Source organism: Lutibacter oricola (genome assembly GCF_900106565.1).
Lineage (GTDB): Bacteria > Bacteroidota > Bacteroidia > Flavobacteriales > Flavobacteriaceae > Lutibacter > Lutibacter oricola.
On the sequence record NZ_FNNJ01000032.1, the window covers coordinates 1 to 3,427 of the forward strand.

The 3,427-nt window shown below is 25.8% G+C and carries 3 protein-coding genes and 1 pseudogene; all 4 read left to right on the top strand.

The genetic code is table 11. The features are described 5' to 3' along the window. A pseudogene (locus BLU40_RS17660) lies at positions 1 to 210 on the top strand (elongation factor Tu); the annotation flags it as partial. A 122-nt stretch (positions 211 to 332) separates the two neighbouring features. After that, positions 333 to 992 carry a hypothetical protein gene (locus tag BLU40_RS17185; protein ID WP_090126693.1) on the top strand — a complete coding sequence of 220 codons (660 nt, stop codon included), beginning with the start codon at positions 333 to 335 and terminating at the stop codon, positions 990 to 992. A gap of 151 nt (positions 993 to 1,143) precedes the next feature. Next, positions 1,144 to 2,250, top strand: coding sequence for an AbiH family protein (locus BLU40_RS17190; RefSeq protein WP_090126696.1), 1,107 nt, complete (start codon positions 1,144 to 1,146; stop codon positions 2,248 to 2,250). 173 nt (positions 2,251 to 2,423) lie between these two features. After that, entirely contained in the window at positions 2,424 to 3,149 is a 726-nt protein-coding gene (locus BLU40_RS17195) for a hypothetical protein (RefSeq protein ID WP_090126698.1), read from the top strand. Positions 3,150 to 3,427: the final 278 nt, after the last annotated feature.

Below are 3,427 nucleotides of genomic sequence, written 5' to 3' on the forward strand. Positions count from 1 at the left end.
AATTCAGAAAAACATCTTAGAAGTCCGAGAATTATAAGATCTATGATTTATCTATTTACAATTGGGAAAATGGAAAAATCTAAAGTATTTGAGTTTGCGAAAATTGATTGGAGAGATGTTCTTTCTAGTGCCGAATATGATAAAAACCAAGTAAGATTGAGAAATTTTAATAACGAATTTGGAAAAGAAAAAATAAAAGCCAGCAGGTAACAATTGGTATATTTTATTGTTTGGTTCTAGCACACTTACGAAAATCCTAAAGGGATTTTCTTGGTCGGTAATTATTTACTAATTTTATTGCTTAATCACTCAACAAAACATACCAAAAACCGTTGGCAGTAAGCAAAAACGAATTGAACGAAAAAATAAAAATAAAATCAAAAATAAAAGCTTCATCACTTTCAATTTTATTAATTGGAGGAATTGGAGCTTTAGTACTTGGAATAGTTTTAGCACAGAAAGGAATTGAAAAAAATTCTTTGCTATTTATTGGAATTCCATTTATAGCGTTAGGAATATATTCTCTTTATTGGCTTGTTAATTTTGACATTATAGAAATCACCAGAACTGAATTTATAATAAAATCAGTATTTGGAAATATTAAGAAAATAATTCCTTTGAAAAGTATTAAATCATTCAATGAGATTAAAAAGCAAAATTCTCAAATTAAAGGAGAACCAGCTTATATGGAATGGAAGGATTTGATGTTATTTGGTAATGATTTTAAATATAAAATATCTTCGACAACTTATAGAAATTACCCCGAATTAAAGAGAATAGTTACGAAAGGATTAAAAAGAAACACTGGTTCCGAAAGAGAATGGAATAGAAAAAACGGAAAATATTTTGGTATTGGTTTTTTAATTTTCGGAATAACTATTTTCTTTTGGCTTGTAATTACGTCGAAAGAAATTAATGATAAAATAGTTGGAGGAATTTTCGGATTGCTATTTATGATATATGGAATATATTTAATTATTAAAAATAAATAAGCCAACTGCCAACAACTGGTATATTTTATAGCTAGGTTTTAGCACACTTACGAAAATCCTAAAGGGATTTTCTTGGTCGGTAAATATTTACTAAATTAGTTGCTTAAACACGCTACAAAACATACCAAAAACCGTTGGCAACAAGCTAAAAATGATACGAAAAAGAAAAAGTAATAATGCAATTATAATTATTGGAAATGGTTTTGATTTAGCCCACGAATTGAAAACAAGTTATAATGATTTCTCAAATTATTTTATTGAGAATAGAATTATTAAAGAACTACAAGAAATATTAACTACACGGAATAATAAACACACTTTATTCAAACAAGAATTTCTTAATAAATTTGTCCGTAACCAAGTTTATCGACTTGAATCTTATACTGATTTCATTCCGTATTATCTTTTAAGAAACGAACAATCCAAATTATTAGAATATTTTAAAGAAAACACAGATATAATAAGGTATGTAATTTCAAATAAGTTTTTAGGAAAACTTTATGCTAACAACTACTTGAATTGGTTTGATATTGAAAATGCATATTTCAAAGAATTAATTGAACTAAAAAATAAAATAGCCGATAAAAAATCACTTTTTGAAAAAGATAGCTTAATAGAATTAAACAATGATTTTCAATTAATTAAAAATGAATTATCAGATTATTTAAAAACGATAAAACCTATTGAAAACCCAGAAATAAAAAAATTTTTAAATAACTTGTTAAGTCAAAATCAGAACAAAAAATTTTACATTATTAACTTCAATTATACTAATACAATTGAAAAATATCTAGTAAAATTTGACAATTCTAGTAACTTAAGTTTAAATTATATTCACGGAAATTTATCAAATGATAATATCATATTTGGTTATGGAAATGATCAAAACTCGGATTATCAAGAAATTAAAAACATTGAAATTGATGAGTTTTTAAAGTTTTTTAAAACTTTCGAATATTTAAAGAATAATAATTATTCAGAAATTTATCAAAAATCCATTGATAATTTTACAGATTATGAAGTTTATATACTTGGACATTCTTTAGGTTTATCTGATAAAACCTTGCTTGAAGAAATTTTAGACACAGATAAATGCAAGAAAATTCATTTATATAAAAGAACTGATTTAAAGGACAAAAAAAATGAACTTGAAGAAATGTTTAATAAACTTCTTTTTGCAGCAAGTAGAGTAATAGGAAATGAGAAAGACTTAAGAAAAAAAATCAACAATTATGGAAATTCATCATTCTTTCCTTAAAATAATAAACCGCCAGTAGCCAACAACTGGTATATTTTATTGTTTGGCTCAAGCACACTTACGAAAATCCTATCGGATTTTCTTGGTCAGTAATTATTTATTAAATTTATAGCTTAAACACTCAACAAATCATACCAAAAACCGTTGGGCAAAATTCAAATACATACTAAAGAATGAAATTAGGCGAAGATTCAAGTTTAGAAATTTTAAGAACTTCTAAAGATAATTTAATTCACAAATTAAAAGAAAAATCACCTACTTGGGAAGATTCAGATGATATAGAAATCAATCAACTTTTAGATGTTTATGAAAAAAATAAATATGTCTTTTCAAATTCCGTAATTGATACTCTTTACACAATCAAAGTTAATGATGAGTTTGATTGTAATATTCTTAAAGAGAGGAAAACTTTAAACGGAATAATAATTCTTGATTCCACAGAACTTTACATTTTTCAAGAAATTGGAGAAAAACTTAAAGTAATGAATTTCAAAGTATCTATAAAAGATGATTATTCTGATATTAAAATATTCACATTCAATTTAAATGAAAATGAAAAAATTATTGCAGAAAATATCGAAACTGAAGTATGGAAAAAGTTTTTAAGATGCTTAATTTATTTAGATTTTTTACCAACTGAAACAAAATATATAAATCCAAACGAAAAATTTGGAACAAGAAAGCAAGGAAAAGTTATTAATAAAACCGACCACAAAATAATCCTAGTAACAAAAGCTTGGAACCAAGAATATAAAACGAAACCAAATACAAAATTTTATAGTAAAGCACATTGGGGAATTAGATGGACGGGAAGTGGAAGAACTACTCCCAAAATAACTTTCATTAAAGGATCATTGAAAGGATTAAATAAGCCAGCAGAAAAAGAAATTAAAAGATAAAACTTTGCCCAACACTGTGTATAATTCATTGCTAAATTTTGTCGTTTTACGACAAATAATCTTAACTTTAAACTTCGATTTCTTTTACGATAAGTCTTACGACATTATCGCAACGAAATCATAACACAAAACCGTTGCCTGTAACGGCGGATTTCACTTCTGAAATCCACATTTTAGTCATTTAAGATTAAAATAGTTAGACTGACAGAGGCACGAAAAAAATAATTCACTGAGGGAAAATTATGATAACTCTTCTACTCTATCAAACAGAAATAAAA

Bases quoted from the DNA above. Each gene is read 5' to 3' on its own strand.
- BLU40_RS17195 (WP_090126698.1), top strand. From the start codon at position 2,424: ATGAAATTAGGCGAAGATTCAAGTTTAGAAATTTTAAGAACTTCTAAA.
- BLU40_RS17190 (WP_090126696.1), top strand. From the start codon at position 1,144: ATGATACGAAAAAGAAAAAGTAATAATGCAATTATAATTATTGGAAAT.